Consider the following 20,681-nt stretch of genomic DNA (forward strand, 5'->3'; position numbering starts at 1 on the left):
TTTTCACAGCATTATTAATGGGTTGGCAATGCATCTTATGAATGCTGATGTGAGGTGCAACCTCTTGTAAATGTGGTTGCGCTTTTGGGGGTTCGACCGAGCCTGGGCTGTGAGCGCGGCTCCCCCGTGCGCAGAAGGGGGCGGAGCGCCACCTGACAGAGCCCCGTGCTCTTCTATGCTGTTAGCTGGCCACAGGGGCCAGCTATCGGTGACAAGGAGAAACCCATGGCGCGTGTCAGTACCTATCTCAATTTTGCCCGGGAGACGGAGGCTGCCTTCCTCTTCTATCGCGAAGTGTTCGGCGGTGACTTCAGCGGCCCCATCCACAGGTTCAAGGAGTCCCCGGGTTGCCCGGGCCAGCCCCCTTTGTCGGAGGAAGACGGGGAGCTGGTGATGCATGTGGCCCTGCCCATCCTTGGGGGTCACGTGCTGATGGGCACGGATGCTCCGGCCAGCATGGGGTTCACCCTGGTGCAGGGCAACAACAGCTACCTCAACCTGGAGCCGGACAGCCGGGGCGAGACCGATCGCCTGTTCGCAGCCCTGGCCGAGGGAGGTCAGGTGGAGATGCCGCTGGCGGAGATGTTCTGGGGTGACTATTTCGGATCCCTGGTGGACAAGTTCGGCACCCACTGGATGTTCAACTGCCAGAGCAAGACCTGACGGCAGATCTGCAATGAAAAGGGCGCCATGGCGCCCTTTTCATCTTTATTGCCCATCACTGTCCCTATTTGCTGCGCCTGCCACCTGCGCTGGTATGCCCCGGGCATGGGATTGCAGTGCGCTGAGCTGCTTTATGGCGTGCGACCCACCATGTCAGCGGGGATCACCCAGGCATCGAATTGCTCCGCGCTGAGGTGGCCCGAGGCAATGGCCGCCTCCCGTAGACTCAGCCCCTGATGGTGCGCCCGTTTGGCGATGTCGGCCGCCTTGTCATAGCCGATATGGGGGTTGAGGGCCGTCACCAGCATCAGGGAGCGGGAGAGCAGATCGTCGATCCTGGCCTGGTTCGGGGTGATGCCGACGGCGCAGTGGTCGTGGAAGCTCTGCATGCCGTCCGCCAGCAGCCGCACGCTCTGCAGGACGTTGTAGGCGATCATCGGCCTGAACACGTTGAGCTCGAAGTTGCCGCTGGCGCCGCCGATGTTGATGGCCACATCGTTGCCCATCACCTGGGCGCACAGCATGGTGAGCGCCTCGCACTGGGTCGGGTTGACCTTGCCGGGCATGATGGAGGAGCCGGGCTCGTTTTCCGGAATGATGAGTTCCCCCAGCCCGCTGCGGGGGCCGCTCGCGAGCCAGCGCACGTCGTTGGCGATCTTCATGAGGGAGGCCGCCAGCGTCTTGAGGGCGCCGTGGGCATGGACCTGGGCATCGCTCGCCGCCAGGGCCTCGAACTTGTTGGGAGCGCTCACCAGCGGCAGACCGGTCTGCTCGGCCAGGGTCCTGGCCACCGCGTCGGCGAAACCTGGGGGGCAGTTGAGGCCGGTACCCACCGCCGTGCCCCCCAGCGCCAGCTCGCACAGATGGGGCAGGGCGGCCCGGATGTGGCGCTCCCCCTGACTGAGCTGGGCTACCCAGCCGGAGATCTCCTGCCCCAGGGTGAGGGGCGTGGCGTCCTGCAGGTGGGTGCGGCCTATCTTGACGATGTCGTCGAAGGCGGCGGCCTTGCTCGCCAGGGTCTCTTTCAGGGGGACGAGCGCCGGCAGCAGCTGGCCCGTGATGGCGGTGACGGCGGCCAGGTTCATGGCGCTCGGGAAGACGTCGTTGCTGGACTGGCTCTTGTTCACCTCGTCGTTGGGGTGTACCAGCCGCCCCTCGCCACGGGGGCCGCCGAGCAGCTCGCTGGCCCGGTTCGCCAGCACCTCGTTGAGGTTCATGTTGGTCTGGGTGCCGGAGCCGGTCTGCCACACCATCAGGGGAAACTCGGCGTCGTGCTGGCCGCACAGGATCTCGTCGGCGGCCGCCATGATGGCCTGGGCCTTGCGCGCGGGCAGCAGTCCCAGGGCGTGATTGACCCTGGCACAGGCGGACTTGATGCGGGCCAGGGCATGGATGATCTCCCTGGGCTGGCGCTCTCCCGAGATGTTGAAGTGGTGCAGGGAGCGCTGGGTCTGGGCGCCCCAGAGCCGATCGACCGGGACGGCGATCTCCCCGAGGCTGTCGTGTTCAATCCTGATGGTCATGGTGCCTCCCGCCGGCAGGAAAAGGGGCGAGGGAAGATCCCTTGCCCCTCACAGCATGGCAAATCCCGCGGGCGAACGCTCAGGTCACCGCGGTCGTCATGGCCCCGGCCAGGGGGTGAAACGGCGTCAGCCCGGCCAGGGGCGCGGCCGTGATGAACTCCTGAGTGGTCTCACCGTGCTTGAAGATCTTGAAGCCCTCGCCCCGGGCGTTCCAGTATTCGATGCTCTCGCCGCCGTGCTCGCCGCTTACCTAAAGCAGGCTCCCTTCGCGCAGGGCCACCACGGACTCGCTCGGGTTGATGGCACAGAACTCGGCGAGCCGCTCGTCCCGGGTCTCCCCCATGTGGCCGCTGATGCCGGCATCCAGGTAGTGGGGGTTGATCTGCAGGGGGAACAGGCCCAGCGCCGGCAGCACGGCGGCGCTGCACACCGGCATGTCGTTGGTGGTGCGGATGCTGGGGGTAGCCACGTTGCAGCCGGCGCTCCAGCCCACATAGGGCACGCCTCGCTCGCGCACGGCACGCTGGATGGGCACCACCAGGCCGTATTCGTGCAGCAGCTGGTTCAGGCGCCAGGTGTTGCCGCCGCTGATGAAGATGGCGTCGGCCCGCTGGATGGCATCCACCGGATCGTCGAACTGGTGGATGCTGATGGCCTTCACCCCCTGGCTCTCGCTGAGTTCGAAGGCGCGGGCGTCCCAGTCGCTGCGGATCACCGCGTAGGGGATGAGCAGGATGCGCTTGACCTGTTTGCGGGCGAGCAGGGTTCGTACCCGCTCCCGGGCCCAGCCGAGCAGGCCGGGGTGTTCTGTGGTTTTGCCGTTGCTGAGCAGAAGCAGTTCCATGAAAGCTGTCCTCAAAGGGTGAAAGCGGAGGAGGGAGGATCACTTGGGCCGGTGCGGCCAAGTGGCCGTCGGGGCATGCTAGGCTGTGTTCTTAAAGTGATGAGGATATAATCTCACATCTTCTCAACAGCTTAAGATCCATTCCGTGTCCCGCCGTTATCAGCTGACTGATGCACAATGGGGGCTTATCGAGCCCCAGTTTCCTTCTCGAAGCCTGATCGGGCGCCCTACCCGTGAACCGCGCCAAGTGCTCGATGGCATTCTCTGGATACTCCACACCGGAGCTCCTTGGCGAGACCTTCCAGAACGTTTCGGACCATGGAATTCGGTCTACAACACCTTCCGGCGTTGGCAGGATGCAGGCCGGATTGATGCCATTCTGGAAGCGCTGCAACTCAAGCTCAATGAAGAAGGGCTCATCGATTTCGACCTGTGGTGCCTGGACGGCTCCAATGTCAGAGCATCCAAAGATGCTGCCGGTGCACGTAAAAAAACACCTCAATGAATCAAGCCCTTGGCCGTTCGCGGGGAGGTTTCGGCAGCAAAATTCACTTGGTCACGGACGGTCATGGCTTACCACTGAGCTTCTGCCTGTCACCGGGGCAATCAGCAGAAATCAGCTATGCAACAAGCGCGTTGGCCATGGCGAGGATACCAACGTCATCAGGTCGCTACCGAACACGGCCAGCGCATCTTGCCGCAGACAAGGCCTATAGCAGCAAAGCCTTTCGAGCCGAGCTACGGCGGAGAAGGATAAAAGCGGTCATTCCGCAACGCAGCGACCAGCAACGGCGCCATAAGGGGCGTCCATTGGTACTGGACAAGGTGCATTACCGCAGGCGCAATGTCGTGGAGCGGTGCTTCGGTTGGTTGAAGAAGTTTCGCCGGTTTTCAACGAGATATGAAAAGCTAGCCAAGAGTTTTGCAGCCTTTATCAAACTGGCTTTCTGCCTTCGCTACTTGCGCGAGTTATGTGTGGACAGAAAACCAGCATTTTGAGAACACAGCCTAGCACCCCGGGCTGGGCGGTTCTGTGATCCGGGGACCCATTCAACCACTGCGAAGGGGCGGGTCAATGCCAATGGATGAATTCGCAGCGCCAATGAAAGACCCCGCCGAGGCGGGGTCCGAGGAGGGCTGGACGGATCAGGAGGCGGTCGCCTCGGCCACCCGGAACTCGGGCTGCTGGCGCAGCTTCCACAGCTCGCTCCACTTGCGCAGGGCGGAGATCAGGATCAGCGCCCCCAGCACCAGCATGATGAGGGAGATGGCGCCGTTCATCGGGTTGTAGCCCTTGGCGGCCGAGTTGAAGTAGACGTTGCGCATCATCCAGTAACCGGCGTAGTTGACGGTCACGAACAGGTAGGCCAGCGGGATCAGGCAGGTCAGCATATAGCGGCGCTTGCTGGCGAGGCGCAGGATGATGGTGGCACCTATGATGAGGCCCACCGAGGCCATCAGCTGGTTCGATACCCCGAACAGGGCCCATACCGAGCCGATATCGCCGGACATCAGCAGATACCCCCACATGACGCAGGCGAGCACGCTGGCCCCGATGGCGCCCGGCATCCAGTCGATGCGCTTGAGGGGCGGGTAGAACTCGCCGAAGAAGTCCTGAATGAGGTAGCGGGAGACCCGGGTGCCGGAGTCGACGGCGGTCAGGATGAACACCGCTTCAAACATCACCACGAACTGGAAGAAGTAGGAGGCGAGGTTACTGAACCAGGGCACCTTGGTGAAGATGTAGGACATGCCCACCGCCAGGGTGACGGCGCCGCCGGTGCGGCCGTTCAGATCCATGCCGATCTCCTGGGAGAGGAAGGGCAAATCCACCACCTGCATCCCCAGCTTGGCGAAGGCCTCCGGAGTGGCGTTGATGGCGAAGTAATCCGCCGGGTGCAGGGCGGTGGCGGCGATCAGCGCCATCACGCCCACCACGCACTCGGCCAGCATGGCACCGAAGGCGACCGGCAGGATGTCGTTCCACTTGTCCACCAGTTTCGGGGTGGTGCCCGAGCCGATGAAGGCGTGGAAGCCGGAGATGGCGCCACAGGCGATGGTGATGGAGATGAAGGGCCAGACCGGGCCGCCCAGTACCGGGCCGCCGCCGTGGACGAACTGGGTCATGGCGGGGAACTGGATCTCGGGGTTGATGCAGATGACGCCGATCACCAGGGCGCCGAACACGCCGATCTTCATAAAGCTGGAGATGTAGCCGCGCGGGGTGAGTAGCAGCCAGACCGGCAGCGCGGTGGCGAAGAAGGCGTAGATGGGCAGCGCCAGACTGATGGTCTCGGCGCGCAGGGTCAGCCAGGCACCGAAGGCGCTCTCCTGCACGTAGGGGCCGAAGAAGACGCAGGCCAGCACGGCGATGAAGCCCACCCAGGAGGCGGCTTGCAGGTTGCCGGTCAGCTTGTGCCAGATCCCCACCACCATGGAGATGGGGATGGTCATGAAGACCGCGAACACGCCCCAGGCGTTACGCTCCAGCGCGTGCACCACCACCATGGAGAGACCCGCCATGGTGATGGTGATGATGAACAGCATCGCAAGGCCCGTGCACCAGCCGGCGATGGGGCCGAGTTCGGCCTTGGCCACCTCGGAGAGGGACTTGCCCTGATGCTTCATGGAGGCGAACAGCACGACTGTGTCGTGTACCGCACCGCCGATGACGCAGCCGATCAGCAGCCAGAGAAAGCTCGGCAGGTAGCCGTACTGGGCCGCCAGGACCGGGCCCACCAGCGGGCCGGCGGCGGCGATGGCCGCGAAGTGCTGGCCGAAGTTGACCCACTTGTTGGTCGGCACATAGTTCTTGCCATCTTCCAGCTCGTGGGAGGGGGTGACCAGCTTGTCGTCGGCCCGCAGCACCTTGCGCACAAAGAACACGCCGTAGAGGCGATAGGCGATGGCGAGGATGCAGAGGGCCGCAATGACGAAGGTGATTGCGTGTTGCATGACGGAGTTTCCTTTTCCTGCGGCCAATCTGGCCGGGCTCAGGCTGCACTCTACGCAGGCGGCAGGGAAAGGGGAGCGCAGAAAGGGTCAGTGGCAGAGGGCCGCCCGCGAGCGGCAGAAAAGCGGCCCCGAGCGGTTTGAGGGATGAGCCGGCGGGCGCGGCAAGCGGGTGAGCGGTAACGGGCAGGGGACGGGGCGAGTGGCCCGCCCCTCAGGGGATCTCCAACAATTCTTTGAGGGGCTTGAGGTAGCGCCGGCTCACCGGCACCTTGTGGCCGCCCTGGGTCACCACCTCCGCCAGGCCGCCGTCCAGCAGCAGGATCTCGCGGATCTGGCCCGGGTTGAGCAGGTACTGGCGGTGACAGCGCACGAAGCCGGTCTTCTCCTCCAGGGTGCGCAGTGTCAGCTCGGTGGTGCCTTGCTGCTGGGCGCTCACCACCTTGTTGCCGGCCAGATCGCTGTGGACGAACTCCACCTCGCCAAGGGGCAGCAGCAGGATGCGGTTGTGGCCGCTGCAGGGAATGCTGCGCAGGGGCTGGGCGATGCGGGTCGGATCCGGCAGCGGTTGGCCCGCCAGCTCACCCTTTGGCGAAAGCAGCCGCTGGATGCGCTCCAGCGCCTTGTTCATCCGTTCGCTGGTGACCGGCTTGAGCAGGTAGTCGAGGGCGTTCTCCTCAAACGCGCGCAGGGCAAACTCGTCGTAGGCGGTGATGAAGACGATGTGGGGGCGCAAGTCCGGATCCAGCATGCTCACCAGCTCCAGCCCGCTGATGCGCGGCATCTGGATGTCGAGAAACAGCAGGTCGGGTTTGAGGCGATGGATGGCGGGCAGCGCCTCCATGGCGTGGGCGCACTCTCCCAGCAGGCGGATATTGCCCGCCTGCGCCAGCAGCAGCCGCAGCTCCTCGCGGGCGAGGGGTTCATCGTCGACGATCAGGGCGGTCAGCATGGGCTCTCCTGCAGGGGAAGGGTGATCCTCACCCGGGTGGATTGATGGGGCTCGCAGTGAATGGTGACCCCGTACTCGGCGCCGTAACGGGCCTTGATGCGCCGATCCACTATGTTCATGCCAAGGCCGCTCTCCTCCCGCCTGGCCTGATAGAGGCCGGCGTTGTCCTCAACTTCCAGCACCAGCTGCTCACCCTCCTGCCGCGCCGTCAGGGTCAGTTTGCCCGGCTCGAACATCTGGGAGATGCCGTGCTTGATGGCGTTCTCGACGATGGGCTGCAGGGAGAAGGTGGGCAGCCGGTACTCCAGCAGCGGCTCGGGAATCTGGATCTGCACGCTCAGGTGCTCGGCGAAGCGGGCCTGCTCGATGTGCAGGTAGGCGTTCACGTGCTCCAGCTCGTCGGCCAGGGTCACCTCGTCACCCTGGCGCTTGAGGTTCTTGCGAAAGAAGGTGGAGAGGTGGTGCACCAGGGTGCGGGCATCCTCGGGGTCGCGCCGGATCACCGCCGCCAGGGTGTTGAGGGCGTTGAACAGAAAGTGCGGGTTGATCTGCGCCTGCAACAGCTTGATCTCCGACTGGGCCAGCAGCCGCTTCTGCTCGTTGTACTTGCTGGCCAGGATCTGGCCGGAGAGCAGCCGGGCGATCCCCTCTCCCAGGGTGCGGTTGATGGAGGAGAAGAACTTGCGCTTGGGCTCGTAGAGCTTGATGGTGCCCACCACCGACCCCTCTTCCCCACGCAGCGGAATGACCAGCGAGGAGCCGAGCCGGCACTGGGGATGCAGGTTGCAGCTGTAGGGGATGAGGTTGCCGTCGGCATAGACCACCTCGTTGTGCTGGATCGCCTTGAAGGTGTGGGCCGAGTTGATGGCGGTGCCCGGCAGGTGGTGATCCTCGCCGATGCCGATGAAGGCGAGCAGCTTCTCCCGATCGGTGATGGCCACCGCGCCCACCCCGGTCTCTTCGTAGAGGATGCGCGCCATCTGTTGGCACGCCTCCTGGGTGAACCCCTTGTCCAGCACCCGCATCGCCCGCTCGGCGATCTTGAGGGCGCGGGCGGAGAAGGCGACCGAGTACTTCTCCAGCATGGCGCGGTGATCGAGGATCATCCGCATGAACATGGCGGCCCCCAGGGTATTGGCCACCAGCATGGGGGCGATGATGTTCTCGATGAGGTGGACGGCGTCGTCATACGGACGGGCTACCAGCAAGATGATGCCCATCTGCATCAGCTCGGCGATGAGGGCCACAGATCCCACCACCCAGGGGCTGAACAGCAGATCGAGCCGGTGGCGGGCGACGAAGTGGCGGTGCACCAGGCCGCCGAGCAGCCCTTCGGCGATGGTGGAGAAGGTGCAGGCCAGGGCGGTAAAGCCCCCCAGCGAGTAGCGATGGATGCCGCCGGTGAGCCCCACCAGCAGCCCCACCACAGGGCCGCCGACGATGCCGCCGAGCACGGCGCCGATGGCGCGGGTATTGGCGATGGAGTCCTCGATCCTGAGGCCAAAGTAGGTGCCCATCACGCAGAAGCCGGAGAAGATGAGGTAGCAGAGGATCTTGTGGGGCCAGCTCAGTGTCACCTGAGTCAGTGGCATGAAGAGCGGCGTCTTGGAGAGCAGCCAGGCGATCACCAGATAGACGCAGAGCTGCTGGAAGAGAGATATCACGAGCGCGAATTGTTCGAAAGCCACGGCACACTATCTCGAAAGGGGATGCTCATCCAATGGACGCGGAGTATTAGCAAACCCCGATTTGCGCTGCAAGCCGCGGGCGCCGGAATAGCGCGCCTGCGCACAGATTTGCCGGCACCCTGAGCCAAAGGCATCCCTTCGCCCTGTCTGCCGGTCAATCGAGTGCGACGTCGACCCATACCAGGCGGTGATCCGAGCTGACTCCCTTGGCGATGCCGAGCTTGGCGTCGTACACCAGGTGGTAGCCCGGCTCGAAGCTGGCCGGCCAGAATACGCCGGAGGCGACCGCGTTCAGGTTGGCGGAGGGCAGCACGTGGTCGAGCTGCAGGCCGCTGCTGCTGGTGATGCGCTCCGGGGTGGGACGGTTGTTGTTGCGCTTGCACTGATCCGGCTGGCTGGCGAGGCACTCGGGGCCGCCCTGGCTGACCGGGATCAGGGCGCCGTTGGTGACGGCCTGGTTGACCAGCACATGGTTGTGCAGATCCTGAATGGCGGTCAGATCGCCATCGCCAATCTGGGGATCGGCGTTGAGATCGCCGGCGATGACGAACTTGGCACCCTCGGGCAGGCCACCCGCCTTGCCGGCGTCATCCACCATGTAGCTGGCGGTCTCCACGTAGTCCTGCCAGAAGGCGACTTCGGCCCGGTTGTGCTTGACGTTGTGGCGCGCCGCGTTGCCAAAGATGGGCGGAGTGGGGTGGGAGATGAGGAAGTGGATCACCTCTTCCTTGTTGCCGCGTTTGATGCGCACCGGCACGTCGGCGTGGTTCTTGGACGAGAGCGGGAAGGCCTGCCAGGCGGCGTCGTCATACCAGGCATCGCCGCACTGGCGGCTGGCCGGGATCGGCGCCCTGGCGTTGTTGCAGTCGTCGATGACGGGATTCGCTTCGCCCGGCATGTCCTTCCACTTGAATTTCTGGAAGGTGCGGATCTGCTTGGTATCGATGGGGTACTGGGACATCACGGCGAAGGCGTACTGGCCGTGGTAGTTGCCAAAGCCCCAGGCGTCGTCCGGCCCGTTGTTGACCTTGCCGTCCAGGTTGAGGTTATGGCCGCTCATCAGGCCGGTGTTGGTGGCGAAGTTCTGCAGCACCGGGTAGCTGATGGCGGTCACCTCGTCGTGCTGGGCGTGGGCCAGGTAGTTGTCGTTGAAGGCTTTGAGGTCCGTGGTGTTGCTGCCCTTGCCGTCGTTGTCGAATTCGTTGAGCAGGAAGACGTCGGGGCGGGTGCGCTGCACAATCTCGGCGATGTTGCGGATCTGCTGCACGTCGAGGGCCTTGGTCTTCTCGGCGCCGCTCAAGGTGCCGTCGGCGAGGCGGGCCAGCAGGGCATCCTGCTCGGTGCGGCTCAGGGCCAGTTCACCGGCGAGCATGCCGGCGGCGGTGCGATCGAAGGCGAGGTTGAAGGTGGCAAAGCGGATCATGGCTGGTCTCGGCGTCATGGTGGCCGGGACAGCCTGCCATCTTTGGCAGAAAAATGGCAGCACCCTGCCGGATTTCCAGGGGAATGTGCCCCTGTTTCTCTCTTGAGGGTCAAGCGCTCCGCTCAGGCCCAGCGGGAGAGGGGGGAGGGCATGGCGTAGGCGTAGCCTTGCTGATAGTCGCAGTCGAGCCGGTTCGCCACCTGGATATGGGCCTGGGTCTCCACCCCCTCGCACACCACGGCCATGCCGAGCCGCTGCAGGTACTTCACCAGTCCGGTCAGCATGTTGAGGGCGTGGGTGTTGAGCGCAGCCTGAAGCAGCAGGGAGCGATCCAGTTTCACTATCTCGTAGGGGAGCATCATCAGACGCTGGAAGTTGCACGCCTGGGAGCCGAAGTCGTCGCAGGCGATGTGGGCGCCATGGGCCCGCAACACCTCGATCATCTCCCTGTGCTGGCGCTTGATCCTGACGTGCTCCAGCACCTCGAACCAGATGGCTATCCCCAGCTTGCGGGCCTGGAGCAGCACCAGCAACAGCAGGTTGCGGTAGGTGGGGCTGGAGAGCGCCGGATTGAGGTTGATGGAGAGCGCATAGGGGCCTTTTTGCGCGAGCACGGGCAGATCGCGCAGTATGGCCCTCAGCATGACGATATCCAGGTGCAGGGCATCATCCTCGCCGAGGGCGGCAAAATCGATGCTCTGATAACCCTGGTTGCCGGCATCCCAGCGCCTGGCCAGCACCTCATACCCCTTGACCTGACGATCCTGGCCGATGATGGGCTGATAAAAGGGGACGACGATATCCGCCATGCTGACCATGGCCCTTACGGGATACTCTTCTTTGAACGCAAACATGGCCTTCACCTGACGGGAACATGGTTACGCATCATACAGGGAGGGTCTAAACGGAGGCTGTAGGAAGAGTCTGATAATGGGCCCTGTTTGGGTGTGGGCAGGATGAGAGGGGGTCAGGGAAGAGCATGGCCCTGTGCAGGTTCGGCGCCAACCAGGGGAGCTGCGTGCATGGCCTGGGCAAGCCAGGACCAGTCGAGCATGGGGGAACCCGCCTTGAAGCGCTGATAGGCACATCCCTGGCGGATGGTCAGGAAGAGGGTGCTCGGCAGGCCGAGGCGGTTGAGGTAACGCACCATCACGTCTCCCTGGTAATCCCGCAGCCGCAGTTGCAGCTCGGGCAGTGTCAGCCCGTGCTCGCGACCCGTTTCATCCCAGATTTCAAACATCTGTGTGCACTCCTTGCGACATGAGGCTCCACTGTTTCTAAAAAGTGCGGGGAGAGCAATTGTCAGATCTGACAGCGCCATATGGATTCTATCCAGAAAAGCGAAAACCCGGCACGAGGCCGGGTTGTCTGAAGGATGGTGGAGGGAGAAGGATTCGAACCTTCGAAGGCAGAGCCGTCAGATTTACAGTCTGATCCCTTTGGCCGCTCGGGAACCCCTCCACAGGGGCATTGCATATTGTGTTCAGGAAGATGGTGGAGGGAGAAGGATTCGAACCTTCGAAGGCAGAGCCGTCAGATTTACAGTCTGATCCCTTTGGCCGCTCGGGAACCCCTCCACGGGGTATTTTCCTGATTTTTACTTACTTGACGCACTTGAATGGTGGAGGGAGAAGGATTCGAACCTTCGAAGGCAGAGCCGTCAGATTTACAGTCTGATCCCTTTGGCCGCTCGGGAACCCCTCCCCAAGTGCGAGGCCGCATACTACCAGATCCGGCAAGGTTGTGAATCCCTTGGCCGCATTCTGACGACAAAAAAGTGTCAAGTGGTCATTTTTTGATATGTTTCGCTCAAAATTCACACTTTTCAATGACTTTTATGTCGCTGCCGAAACGGCGAGGGGGCGTAGGGGGGGCTGGCAGCCAGGAGCCCCGGGGCTCCTGGCGGATCATGGGGAGCGGGCGCTCGCTCAGGCGTCGGCGGGGCGGGCCTGCTGGCAACCCTGCACCGCATGGGCGATGAGTTCGAGGGCGCTCTGCTCGCAGGGGGGCAGCACCTCGTCGCAATTCGCGATCGGGGTGACGCGATCTCCCCATTTGATGAGGGCGGCGCCCCAGGTCAGCCCGGCCCCGAAGGCGGCGGTCAGCAGGTAGCTGTTCGGCTTGACCCGACCCTGCTCCAGCGCCTCGCACAGGGCGATGGGCACGGTGGCGGCGGAGGTGTTGCCGTACTGCTCTATGTTGACCATCACCTTCTCCATGGGGGCGTTCATCCGCTTGGCCAGGGTCTCGATGATGCGCACGTTCGCCTGGTGCGGCACGATGAGGTCGACCTGCTCGGGGGCGATGCCGGCCTGGGCCAGTACGGTGCCGGTGGCTTCGCCCATGCCGCGCACGGCGCGCTTGAAGATCTCCTGCCCCTCGAAGTTGAAGGTGAAGAGGCCGTCAATGTCGGCGAAACGCACCCGATCCGTCCCGAAGTTCGGCACGTGCAGTATCTCCCGCGCTTCGCTGTCACAGCCGAGCTTGCTGGCAATCAGGCCGCTCTCCTGCTCGCTCGCCTCGATGATGACGGCGCCGGCGCCATCCCCGAACAGCACGGCGGTGTCGCGCTTGGCCCAGTCCAGCAACTGGGTCAATCGCTCGGCACCGATCACCAGCACCCTTTGCATCATGCCGGTCTGCACCAGGGAGGTGGCGACCGAGAGGGCATAGACGAAGCCGGTGCAGGCGGCGTTGAGGTCGAACACCGCTGCCTTGTGGGCGCCGAGGGCCTGCTGCACGGCGGAGGCACCATTGGGGACCAGCGTGCCCGGTGTGGCGGTCGCGAGGATGATGCCATCGAGGGCGGCGGCGTCCAGACCTGCGCACGCCAGGGCGCGACGGGCGGCCAGGGTGGCGAGCGCCTGGGTGCTGACATGGGAGACACGGCGGGCCTTGATGCCGGTGCGCGGGTAGATCCACTCGTCCGAGGTATCCATGATGGTGCCGAGGTCATCGTTGGTCAGCGAGGCGGGGGGCAGGCATTTTCCCCACCCGGTGATAGTGGCGTATGTCATCTTGTCGTCGCTTGTCGTGATGGCCGCTCTGGGGCGGAAAGTGGCGAAATTATGCCGCACGGGGCGTTCGCTGTCATCCTGCGGTCCCCCTAGTGTAAGGGGAGTGGCGGGAGCAAGACCGTGATTTTGCTTAAATTTCCGCTTCTCCTTGCCGTAAGATGAAGGCCCGATCCCGGCGACCCCTTCCCGAGGTGACTCCTGTGCACAAAGCGAATCTCAATCTCTTGCCCACCCTCAAGGTGCTGCTGGAGACCCGCAACATCAGCCGGGCGGCGGAGCTGCTGAACCTGAGCCAGCCCTCCATCAGCAAGCAGCTCGGCCAGCTTCGCAGCGAGTTTGGCGACGAGCTGCTGGTGCGGGAAGGGCAGCGCTGGCTGCTGACCCCGCGGGCCGAGGCCCTGGCGGCCCAGCTTGCCGATTCCCTCGGTGCCCTGGAGCGGCTCTACGAGGCGCCGGAATTTGCCCCCGAGCGCTGCGAGCGGGTGTTTCGGCTCGCCTCCTCCGACTACGTGGCCCAGCACATCCTGCCGGACATCTGTGCGGCCCTGGCGAGGACCGCCCCCCGGGCGGCACTGGAGTACAGCCTGTGGGACAAGCGCCAGTTGCCCCAGCTCTGGCAATCGGAGCTGGACATGGTCTCCACCATCACGGAGCTGGTGCCGGACCAGATCCGCGGCCTGCATCAGGGGGAGGACAGGCTGGTGGTGCTGATGGGGCGCCATCACCCGCTCTCTGGCATGGCGCTCAGCCTGGAGGATTACCTTGCATGGCCCCACCTGCAGGTGAGCGGGGGCGGGGACAAGGACAGCCCGGTGGAGCAGGTGCTGGCCCCTCGCGGGCTCTCCCGCCGCTGGTTTGCCCGGGTGCCCTTCTTCCAGGCCGCGGTGGAGGTGTTGCTGCGCACAGACTGTCTGATGACCACCCCGGCCCATATCGCCTGGCAGCTCTCCCGGGAACATGCCCTGAGTTTTTGCGATCTCCCCTTCGCCACCCGGGTCCAGCAGTATCATCTGCTGTGGCACCAGCGCCACCACCTGGATCCGGCTCACCGCTGGTTTCGCGAGCTGGCCTATCCCTTCCTGCGGGATCACCTGCAATTCACCCTGGGGGAGAGTCGCAAGCAGTTGACAGGAGGGTCGCAGGCGAGCCGCTGATGGCAGCGGGTTGTGCCACTCTATAGCCACTGGCTATGGACTCTATTCATAACTTTCACTTCTGGCATAGCGAGCCACCCCCTACCCTGATCCCGGGTGACAACAATCGACACGAAGGAAGAGAAGGTATGGAGCTGACGAGTTGGCTGGCGCTGGCCGCCATTTGCGTGATGGGGGCCATCAGCCCGGGGCCGAGCCTGGCACTGATCATCCGCAATACGGTGCAGGGAGGGCAGGGCCACGGGGTTGCCACGGCGCTGGGACACGGCCTGGGAGTCGGCATCTATGCGCTGATCACGGCCCTCGGCCTCGCCATCCTGATCACCCAGACCCCGCTGCTGTTCGATCTCATCCGCTACGGCGGCGCGGCGTTCCTCGCCTGGCTCGGGATCAAGGCGTTGCTGGCCAGGCCCGCAGGGGGGGAGGCAGGCAAGGAGGAGGGGCACCCGCCACGGGGACGTCAAGGGGCGTTCGAGGGCTTTATGGTGGCCTTCTTGAACCCCCAGCTCGCCATCTTCTTTATCGCCCTGTTCAGCCAGTTCGTGCATGCCGACACCGGCTGGCGTGAGGGGGGCATCATGATGCTGACCGCAGGCGGCATCGATGCGCTCTGGTATGTGCTGGTGGCCCTGGTGCTCTCTCGCGGGCCCGTACTCGCCTGGCTCAAGGCCAAATCCACCGTGATCGACAAGGTGAGCGGCCTGGTGCTGCTGGGGCTGGCCCTCAAGGTCGTGATCTAGCTCCGCGTCGGGTGCCTGCGTAGTCGGCACACTCTCAGGGCCGGGGGATAAGGGGGCCGCCAGACGTCCTTGTACCGGGGCAATCCTGCATTCTGCGGTGATCTTAAGCGGGATCAAGGCGGGGAGCGGGGAGTCTGGCTAGAGTGGCGGCCATTTGCAACCCTTCGAACCGGACGTTATGCGCGATCAGAACCATCACAACCGCCTGGAGTTGCTGGCCCCGGCCAAGAACCTCGCCTATGGCATCGAGGCCATCAACCACGGCGCCGATGCCGTCTACATGGGCGGCCCCGCCTTCGGTGCCCGCAGCGCAGCGGGCAACAGCCTCGAGGACATTGAGGCGCTGGCCCGCCATGCTCACCGCTTCGGCGCCCAGGTCTTCGTCGCCTTCAATACCCTGCTGCACGACCACGAGCTGGAGCAGGCCCGGCGCCTGACCCACCAGATCTACCAGGCAGGCGCCGATGCGCTGATCGTGCAGGACATGGGGCTGCTGGCGCTCGATTTGCCCCCCATCGCGCTGCACGCCAGCACCCAGACCGACAACCGCACCCCGGAAAAGGTGAAGTTTCTGCAGGACGTGGGCTTCTCCCAGGTGGTGCTGGCCCGCGAGCTCTCCCTTGCGCAGATCCGCGAGATAAGCGCCGCCACGAGCGTGCAGCTGGAGTTCTTCATCCACGGCGCCCTGTGCGTCTCCTACAGCGGCCAGTGCAACATCAGCCACGCCCGCACCGGGCGCAGCGCGAACCGCGGCGAGTGCGCCCAGCTCTGTCGGCTGCCCTGTTCCCTACAAACGCCGGCGGGGGAGGTGCTGGTGGAAAACAGCCACCTGCTCTCCTTGAAAGACATGGATCAGACCGACAATCTGGAGGCGCTGATCGCCGCAGGGATCCGCTCCTTCAAGATTGAAGGGCGCCTCAAGGGGCTCGACTACGTCAAGAACGTCACTGCCTGGTATCGCCAGAAGCTGGACACCATTCTGGAGCGCCGCCCCGATCTGGTGGCCGCTTCCGCCGGTCGTTGCAGCTACACCTTTACGCCGGATCCCAAGAAGAGTTTCAACCGGGGCAGCACCGACTACTTCCTCCATGGCCGACAGCCAGGCATCGACTCGCCGCGCAGCCCGAAATACGTCGGGGAGCCGCTCGGGCGCGTCACCAGAGTGACCCGCGATGGCATCGAGATCGACGGCCAGGCCGTTGCCCTCAACAACGGCGATGGCCTCGGCTTCTTCAAGCCGGGGGGGGAGCTGGTGGGGATGCGCCTCAATAAAGTGGAGGAGAAGGCACAGAGCAAGCGGTTACTCCTGTCGGAACCCATGCCCGGTCTCAAGGTGGGCACCGAGATCTTTCGTAACCACGATCAGGCCTTCAGCAAGCAGCTCGAAAAGGGGAGCGCGGATCGCCGCATCCGGGTCGATATGCGGCTATCGGAGTGCGACGAGGGATTGCGGCTCGAACTTGTGGACGAGCAGGGCATTGGCGCCGCCGTCACGCTCCCCTGCGACCAGCAGCCGGCCGACAACCCGGAACGGGCGCTGCAACAGGCCAGGGATCAGCTCGGCAAACTCGGCAACACCCTGTTTGTGGCTCGCCAGATTGAGTTGGCATTCACTCGCCCGCTATTTATTGCGGCTTCACAGCTTAACGGCTTGCGCCGGGACGGCATTGCCGCCTTGGAGGCGGCCCGTCTGGCAGCCTACCGGCGACCCGAGCGGCGCATTCCCCTGCGAGGCGCCGTTTATCCCCAGCATCGGCTCTCCTACCTCGGCAACGTGCTGAACAGCGCGGCGGAGCAGTTCTTTCGCGAACACGGGGTGGGGAGCATCGCCCCCGCGTATGAGGCGAACAAGGAGGAGCGAGAAGTGGTGCTGATGACAACGAAGCACTGCATCCGCTACAGCCAGCAGCTCTGCCCCAAGGAGGTGCCCGGTCTCAAGGCCGAGCCCCTGGAGCTCAAGATGGGCAAGGAGAGTTTCCGCCTGCGCTTTGACTGCCATCGCTGCGAGATGCAGGTGATGGGCAGCCTGAAGAGGGGATGATTGCCCGTGTGGGCATGGGGCTGGAGCGGATTTGATGGCAGTATGGGGCGCGGCCTAGTCACGGATATCCCGTGGCGAGCCGCCTTCCCCCAGTCTTCTTCTGACAAAGGATCCGTCATGAACATCCATGCACTGCCGTTTTGCACCACGAACTGGGCCGAGGTCCCGCCGACCGAACACAAGGGAGAGCGCGGCGTCGCCCTCTGGCACACCCGGCAGTTCGGGGAGCTGCACACCGAGTTGCAGGATGGCCGCGTCTTCACCCTGACGCCGGGCATGAGCTACCAGGTGGCGGACAACGCCGAACCCCATCGCTCCTATACCGAACTGGGCGCTCGCCTCTTTATCGTCGACTGAGCCTCCCTCTTTCCCGCTTCCCCTTGTGCATCAGGATCTTGCCATGCTTGAACTCAGACCCAACTGCGAGTGCTGTGACCGGGATCTGCCCGCCGACACGGCGACGGCCTACATCTGCTCCTTCGAGTGCACCTTCTGCGCCGAGTGCAACGATCAGTATCTGCACCTGATCTGTCCCAACTGTGGCGGCGAGCTGGTCAGGCGCCCGCGCCGCCCGGCGGCCAAGCTGGTGAACAATCCCGCCTCCCTCCAGCGCGTCTTCAATCCGGCTCTGAAAGCGGTGCTGGGCAAGGGGGGCTAGGGCCCTCCCTTCATCGGAAGGGCTGGGCTGGCAACTGGCTCGCCCCGGTGGCTCTTGACCTTCTCCCGGCGGCAGCCCCTATCAAGGGGGCTCACACCAAAGGAGCAAAAGATGACGGAGCGATTTGAAGGAGAAGGGGCGAAGGCCTATGACAGCCGCATCCCCCTGCTGGTGCCAGGCTACGAGCTGCTGCACCAGCTTTGTGCCTCCCGGCTGATGGCCGCGCTGGGTCAGCAGGCCCGGGGGCTGCTGGTGGGGGTGGGCACGGGCAGCGAGTTGCTGCTGCTTGGCCGTCTCTGCCCCCGCTGGACCTTTGTGGCCCAGGATATCTCGGCGGACATGCTGGCCCAGGCCAGGATGCGGGCCGAGCAGGCGGGCATGGGGGAGAGGGTGTGTTGGCACCTGGGCGCATTGCCTGTGGTGGATAAGCCTTGCGATGGTGCACTCTGTCTGCTGGTGCTGCATTTTCTGGCGCAAGATGCCAAAGCCGCGCTATTGGGTGATATTTATCGCCAGCTCAATCCTGGCGCTCCCCTGCTGCTGGCGGATCTGATGGCGCCCACGGACCCGCTTGAGCGCAAGGCGATGGGGTTGCAAGCCGCCCTCGCCGGTTTGCCGCTTCCTGCCTGCGAGCAGATGGTGCGCCGCCTCGGGGAGGATTTCACCTCCCTGGACGAGGGACAGACCCGGCGCCTCTTGCAAGGGGCCGGTTTCGCGGCGGCGCACCGCTTCTTTCAGGCGTTGGGGTTTCACGGCTGGCTGGCGCAGCGGCAGTGAGCCCTGGCCGGGTGGCGCCGGATCAACGAGAGGCCCTCTCCAGCGTCAGCAGCGCCTGCTTGATGGGCAGGCCTCCCGCATAGCCGGTGAGGCTGCCATTCTGGCCGATCACCCGGTGGCAGGGGATGATGATGGAGAGCGGATTGCGGCCGTTCGCGGCACCCACCGCCCGCACCGCGTTTGGCTTGCCGATGGTGCGGGCGATGTCGCCGTAGCTGCGGGTCTCCCCGTAGGGGATGTCGCACAGCGCCTGCCACACCGCTTGCTGAAACGCCGTGCCCCTGGGGGCGAGCGGCAGGGTGAAGCGCTGCAACCGGCCCGCGAAGTAGTCCCGAAACTCGGCGAGGAAGGGGGCGAGCGCCTCGCCGTCCTGCTGCCAGTCCTGCATGTCGGGGAGCGGCCGCAGTCCGGCCAGGAAGTCCACATGGACCAGACCGCGCTCGTCGATGGCGACCAGCAGTTCGCCCTGGTCGGTGGGCATCATGTCATAGCGGATCATGGGCTCTTCTCCTCGTCTTGTGTCTGTGTTGGCCGGGTGAGCAGCTCTGGTTGTTCACTCATGGCGTGCCACAGCCAGCTCGCGGCATAGGCGCGCCACGGTTGCCAGGGGGCGCTGCGCGCTGTCACCTCTTTCACCGGCAGCTTGTCACCGCCCCCCAGCGCCTTTTGCAGCACGAGATCCGAGGCGGGGAAGGCGTCCGTGTCGAGCCCGCAGCGCAGCCGCCAGTAAGCGACCGTCCAGGGACCTATGCCCGGCAGCGCGAGCAGTTGCTCGTCGCTTGCCGTGGCGAGGGTGAGTGCGCCGCTTGCGAGCGCCGAGGCCAGCCCTTGCAGGGTGCGGATGCGGCTGCCCGGCATGCCGATGCCGTCGAGATCCAGCTCGCACAGCTGGGTCGGGGTGGGCAGCTGCGCGGTGCCGAACTGCGCCAGGGTGCGCGCCACCAGGCGCCCCATGATGGTGATGGCACCCTTGACCGACACCTGCTGGCCGACGATGGCGCGCAGCATCACCTCGTACTCATCCCACCCCCCCGGCAGCCGCACCCCGGGCCATCGTCCCTGGATACCGGCGAGCAGCGGATCCTGCCCCAGGTGTTCGCCGATGCGGCTCATGTCGGCGTCGAGATCCCACATGCGGCGCACGCGGTACAGGATGTCCGGCAGCGCACCCGGCGGCAGATCCCGCACCGTGAGTCTGAGCCTCTCCCCCTCGACGGGCTCGATGCGGATGAGCCCCTCCTGCTCGCCGACCCGGTGACGGCGTTCGTAACCGTGCTCATCCACCCGCTCCAGCCCCGGAATGGCGCGCAACCGGTAGAACGCGAGCATGGCCTGGACGTCGAACGGCGGGCGATACAGCAGGTGCAGTTGCAGGCTCGATTGCGGCGCCGCCTCGCCAGTCCCCCCTTCCTGCTTGCGCAGGGCGCCCGGTGTCATCCCATACGCCTGCAGCCAGGCGTCGTTGAAGCGGCGAATGCTCGCAAAGCCTGCGGCAAACGCCACGTCCGTGATGGGCAGGCGCGTCTCCGTCAACAGCCGTTTCGCGAGCAGCAGGCGGCGCGTCTGCTCCACCTGTTTCGGCGAGGCGCCGAGGTGTTGCTCGAACTGACGCCTCAGGGTGCGCTCCGTGATCCCGGCCTGCGTTGCAAGGGAGCCCAGGCTGTGCTCCGCCAGCTCGCCGCGCTCGATGCGCGCCAGCACCTGGGCGACGAGCGGTGGCAGATCGCCGCTCTGGGCCGGTGCGAGCTCGGGGCGACAGCGCAGACAGGGGCGCAGCCCGTGCTGCTCCGCCGCCGCCGCGAAGCGAAAATAGCGCACATTGTGCTCGTGCGGTGCCCGCGCCGGACACACGGGGCGGCAATAGATACCGGTGGAGAGCACCCCGGTGAAGAAGCGACCATCGAAACGCGCGTCTCGCGCGAGGCGTGCGGCGTGGCACTGCTCCCGGGTGAGACCCGGGATGATCTCGTCTCGTTGGGATGAATGCGGGGGTTCTGTGGTCATGGCATGGCTCGGGTTGCTGTGGGCATGTCCCAGAGACTAAGCGGGGGCGAGAGGGGTGACTAGCCAAAAACGGACAGGGATAGCAAAAATAGTGCGATCCGAGGAATCCCAGTCCTCCCTTTGTAAGGTTAGGGGGGCAGGACCCCACCCTAACCCTCCCCTTCGTAAGGGGAGGGGACAAACAGCTCCCCTCTGTGAACGGGGGCGGGGTTAGCTCCTCCCCCTTGTGAAGGGGGAGGCTGGGA

Annotated in this window: 17 protein-coding genes, 3 tRNA genes and 2 pseudogenes; 8 read left to right on the forward strand and 14 right to left on the reverse strand. The window is 64.6% G+C overall.

The genetic code is table 11. The features are described from left to right. Positions 1 to 225: 225 nt before the first annotated feature. Entirely contained in the window at positions 226 to 663 is a 438-nt protein-coding gene (locus tag J9893_RS04965; RefSeq protein WP_010673262.1) for a VOC family protein, read from the forward strand. A 131-nt stretch (positions 664 to 794) separates the two neighbouring features. Here J9893_RS04965 and fumC read toward each other — a convergent pair whose 3' ends face one another. Together fumC and pepE are read right to left on the reverse strand one after the other, a co-directional pair. After that, entirely contained in the window at positions 795 to 2,186 is a 1,392-nt protein-coding gene (fumC, locus tag J9893_RS04970; RefSeq protein ID WP_210600422.1) for a class II fumarate hydratase, read from the reverse strand. A 79-nt stretch (positions 2,187 to 2,265) separates the two neighbouring features. After that, positions 2,266 to 3,030, reverse strand: a pseudogene (gene pepE / locus J9893_RS04975) (dipeptidase PepE). 145 nt (positions 3,031 to 3,175) lie between these two features. On the opposite strand from pepE, the gene J9893_RS04980 reads away from it, so the two are divergent. After that, a protein-coding gene (locus tag J9893_RS04980) for an IS5 family transposase (RefSeq protein WP_103261584.1) occupies positions 3,176 to 4,029 on the forward strand; the annotation gives its coding sequence in 2 pieces (ribosomal slippage) (positions 3,176 to 3,518 and positions 3,518 to 4,029; 855 coding nt in all). Positions 4,030 to 4,176: 147 nt separating this feature from the next. Here J9893_RS04980 and J9893_RS04985 read toward each other — a convergent pair. From J9893_RS04985 to J9893_RS05030, 10 genes and pseudogenes are all read right to left on the reverse strand, one after another. Next, positions 4,177 to 5,985, reverse strand: coding sequence for a carbon starvation protein A (locus J9893_RS04985; RefSeq protein ID WP_104454666.1), 1,809 nt, complete (start codon positions 5,983 to 5,985; stop codon positions 4,177 to 4,179). A 211-nt stretch (positions 5,986 to 6,196) separates the two neighbouring features. Next, entirely contained in the window at positions 6,197 to 6,934 is a 738-nt protein-coding gene (btsR, locus tag J9893_RS04990) for a two-component system response regulator BtsR (RefSeq protein ID WP_104454665.1), read from the reverse strand. After that, positions 6,928 to 8,622 (reverse strand): sensor histidine kinase, encoded by a 1,695-nt coding sequence (locus J9893_RS04995; RefSeq protein WP_104454664.1) that lies wholly within the window; start codon positions 8,620 to 8,622, stop codon positions 6,928 to 6,930. Before J9893_RS04995 ends, btsR begins: the two co-directional genes overlap by 7 nt. A gap of 154 nt (positions 8,623 to 8,776) precedes the next feature. Further along, positions 8,777 to 10,085, reverse strand: a pseudogene (locus tag J9893_RS05000) (endonuclease/exonuclease/phosphatase family protein). A gap of 82 nt (positions 10,086 to 10,167) precedes the next feature. Further along, positions 10,168 to 10,899, reverse strand: coding sequence for an EAL domain-containing protein (locus J9893_RS05005; protein ID WP_210600424.1), 732 nt, complete (start codon positions 10,897 to 10,899; stop codon positions 10,168 to 10,170). 113 nt (positions 10,900 to 11,012) lie between these two features. After that, the gene (locus J9893_RS05010) at positions 11,013 to 11,285 is read right to left on the reverse strand and encodes a hypothetical protein (RefSeq protein WP_052815169.1); all 273 of its coding nucleotides are present in this window, start codon (positions 11,283 to 11,285) and stop codon (positions 11,013 to 11,015) included. 136 nt (positions 11,286 to 11,421) lie between these two features. Continuing rightward, positions 11,422 to 11,506 (reverse strand) — tRNA-Tyr (locus tag J9893_RS05015). A 31-nt stretch (positions 11,507 to 11,537) separates the two neighbouring features. Continuing rightward, positions 11,538 to 11,622 (reverse strand) — tRNA-Tyr (locus J9893_RS05020). A gap of 42 nt (positions 11,623 to 11,664) precedes the next feature. Next, positions 11,665 to 11,749, reverse strand: a tRNA-Tyr gene (locus J9893_RS05025). Between the two features lie 224 nt (positions 11,750 to 11,973). Further along, positions 11,974 to 13,062: a ketoacyl-ACP synthase III gene (locus J9893_RS05030; RefSeq protein ID WP_210600426.1), complete on the reverse strand. Its 1,089-nt coding sequence runs from the start codon at positions 13,060 to 13,062 to the stop codon at positions 11,974 to 11,976. Positions 13,063 to 13,262: 200 nt separating this feature from the next. Here J9893_RS05030 and J9893_RS05035 point away from each other — a divergent pair, with 200 nt between their 5' ends. The 6 genes from J9893_RS05035 (at position 13,263) to J9893_RS05060 (ending at position 18,432) form a co-directional block, all read left to right on the forward strand. Then, entirely contained in the window at positions 13,263 to 14,216 is a 954-nt protein-coding gene (locus J9893_RS05035) for a LysR family transcriptional regulator (RefSeq protein WP_210600428.1), read from the forward strand. A 128-nt stretch (positions 14,217 to 14,344) separates the two neighbouring features. After that, a complete protein-coding gene (locus tag J9893_RS05040; protein WP_039041052.1) occupies positions 14,345 to 14,956 on the forward strand; it encodes a LysE family translocator in 612 nt (203 codons plus the stop codon). 178 nt (positions 14,957 to 15,134) lie between these two features. Then, positions 15,135 to 16,997 carry a U32 family peptidase gene (locus J9893_RS05045; RefSeq protein ID WP_210600429.1) on the forward strand — a complete coding sequence of 621 codons (1,863 nt, stop codon included), beginning with the start codon at positions 15,135 to 15,137 and terminating at the stop codon, positions 16,995 to 16,997. A 117-nt stretch (positions 16,998 to 17,114) separates the two neighbouring features. Continuing rightward, complete coding sequence (locus tag J9893_RS05050) at positions 17,115 to 17,354, forward strand: hypothetical protein (RefSeq protein ID WP_210600431.1); 240 nt, start codon at positions 17,115 to 17,117, stop codon at positions 17,352 to 17,354. A 43-nt stretch (positions 17,355 to 17,397) separates the two neighbouring features. After that, positions 17,398 to 17,655, forward strand: a complete 258-nt coding sequence (locus tag J9893_RS05055) for a DUF1272 domain-containing protein (protein WP_210600433.1) — start codon at positions 17,398 to 17,400, stop codon at positions 17,653 to 17,655. 111 nt (positions 17,656 to 17,766) lie between these two features. Next, entirely contained in the window at positions 17,767 to 18,432 is a 666-nt protein-coding gene (locus J9893_RS05060) for a class I SAM-dependent methyltransferase (protein ID WP_210600434.1), read from the forward strand. 22 nt (positions 18,433 to 18,454) lie between these two features. Here J9893_RS05060 and J9893_RS05065 read toward each other — a convergent pair whose 3' ends face one another. After that, the gene (locus J9893_RS05065; RefSeq protein ID WP_109112810.1) at positions 18,455 to 18,931 is read right to left on the reverse strand and encodes a methylated-DNA--[protein]-cysteine S-methyltransferase; all 477 of its coding nucleotides are present in this window, start codon (positions 18,929 to 18,931) and stop codon (positions 18,455 to 18,457) included. Next, on the reverse strand, positions 18,928 to 20,436 hold the full coding sequence (locus J9893_RS05070; RefSeq protein ID WP_210600435.1) for a DNA-3-methyladenine glycosylase 2: 1,509 nt from the start codon (positions 20,434 to 20,436) through the stop codon (positions 18,928 to 18,930). The genes J9893_RS05065 and J9893_RS05070 overlap by 4 nt, the downstream gene beginning before the upstream one ends. Between the last annotated feature and the right edge of the window lie 245 nt (positions 20,437 to 20,681).

The organism is Aeromonas sp. MaB10011B (assembly GCF_017939325.1).
Taxonomy (GTDB): Bacteria; Pseudomonadota; Gammaproteobacteria; order Enterobacterales; family Aeromonadaceae; genus Aeromonas; species Aeromonas caviae.

Coding starts and splice junctions, on each gene's coding strand:
- J9893_RS04965 (WP_010673262.1), top strand. CDS start 226: ATGGCGCGTGTCAGTACCTATCTCAATTTTGCCCGGGAGACGGAGGCT.
- J9893_RS05040 (WP_039041052.1), top strand. CDS start 14,345: ATGGAGCTGACGAGTTGGCTGGCGCTGGCCGCCATTTGCGTGATGGGG.
- btsR (WP_104454665.1), bottom strand. CDS start 6,934: ATGCTGACCGCCCTGATCGTCGACGATGAACCCCTCGCCCGCGAGGAG.
- J9893_RS04985 (WP_104454666.1), bottom strand. CDS start 5,985: ATGCAACACGCAATCACCTTCGTCATTGCGGCCCTCTGCATCCTCGCC.
- J9893_RS05065 (WP_109112810.1), bottom strand. CDS start 18,931: ATGATCCGCTATGACATGATGCCCACCGACCAGGGCGAACTGCTGGTC.
- fumC (WP_210600422.1), bottom strand. CDS start 2,186: ATGACCATCAGGATTGAACACGACAGCCTCGGGGAGATCGCCGTCCCG.
- J9893_RS05005 (WP_210600424.1), bottom strand. CDS start 10,899: ATGTTTGCGTTCAAAGAAGAGTATCCCGTAAGGGCCATGGTCAGCATG.
- J9893_RS05050 (WP_210600431.1), top strand. CDS start 17,115: ATGAACATCCATGCACTGCCGTTTTGCACCACGAACTGGGCCGAGGTC.
- J9893_RS05060 (WP_210600434.1), top strand. CDS start 17,767: ATGACGGAGCGATTTGAAGGAGAAGGGGCGAAGGCCTATGACAGCCGC.
- J9893_RS05030 (WP_210600426.1), bottom strand. CDS start 13,062: ATGACATACGCCACTATCACCGGGTGGGGAAAATGCCTGCCCCCCGCC.
- J9893_RS05070 (WP_210600435.1), bottom strand. CDS start 20,436: ATGACCACAGAACCCCCGCATTCATCCCAACGAGACGAGATCATCCCG.
- J9893_RS05055 (WP_210600433.1), top strand. CDS start 17,398: ATGCTTGAACTCAGACCCAACTGCGAGTGCTGTGACCGGGATCTGCCC.
- J9893_RS05010 (WP_052815169.1), bottom strand. CDS start 11,285: ATGTTTGAAATCTGGGATGAAACGGGTCGCGAGCACGGGCTGACACTG.
- J9893_RS05045 (WP_210600429.1), top strand. CDS start 15,135: ATGCGCGATCAGAACCATCACAACCGCCTGGAGTTGCTGGCCCCGGCC.